Here is an 806-nt window from a genome sequence, read left to right as displayed (position 1 = left end):
AAGCCTGATTCAGAGATAGCCTTGTATCGCACCGTGAGTGGGTGTCCGATGGTGATTAGTCAAATTAAGTTAGAGATCAATGCTGTCTATGGAGTGGGTTGGAGTGATTTACATGGAGACAGTGCAGGCGTTGTAATTCGTGAGGTGCTGCCCATTGAATTTAGAGAAAAATTTAATGCGTCGGGCGAAAGTTCTTTTTATGGGCAGTGTCAGTGGCTCTTTCGTACGTCGGGTAAGACTCGCGTTCTTAGAAAAATTCTGGATTGTAAAGATACGGATGCAGGGGGTGTGTTGACTCGTGGTCGTCCTGCGGCTGGATATACCTTGGATCAGTTGCCGGGTAAAACGGTGAAGTTAACAATTAAGTTGGCTGAAGAAGAAATACCTGCCATTAAAGATACTTGGGTTAAAGTCCCTAATGGTTGGAAGCGTTGTATGGGCGATAATTTTGAAGATCAATATGCATTCTGTTATGGCGATTATAAGCGCTTTAGTAGCTTTATGATGCCGGACGGAAAGCAGTGCACTATCTATCCCGGCTGTACTGAGTAAGAGGACGTGTACATGCAGCGAATAGTTAAGCGTGTAGCCTTGTTGGCATTGAGTGTGATTGCTTCCGGGTGTTCTTTAAAACCATCGGATACTTTTATTTTTACTGCCGATTTGCCGCCGAATTTTTATTACCGGGCTGCGGCTGTTTATGTGCCAGCAAAAGGCGAGACATGTACGGTGCCTGGAGGTAAAAATACACACGTAGGCTTCAATCGTCATTGGCGCAAGGAGTATAAGCCTGATTCAGAGATAGC

1 protein-coding gene and 1 pseudogene are annotated in these 806 nt (G+C 45.0%); both read left to right on the top strand.

The genetic code is table 11. The features are described from left to right. On the top strand, positions 1 to 552 hold a 552-nt coding region (locus tag B347_RS0101105; protein WP_019407881.1), incomplete at its 5' end, for a hypothetical protein. Positions 553 to 564: 12 nt separating this feature from the next. Further along, positions 565 to 806, top strand: a pseudogene (locus B347_RS26330) (hypothetical protein); the annotation flags it as partial.

The organism is Pseudomonas psychrophila HA-4 (assembly GCF_000282975.1).
Classification (GTDB): domain Bacteria; phylum Pseudomonadota; class Gammaproteobacteria; order Pseudomonadales; family Pseudomonadaceae; genus Aquipseudomonas; species Aquipseudomonas psychrophila_A.
The sequence above is the reverse complement of the archived record's forward strand: the minus strand, read 5'-3'. Positions and strand labels throughout refer to the sequence as shown.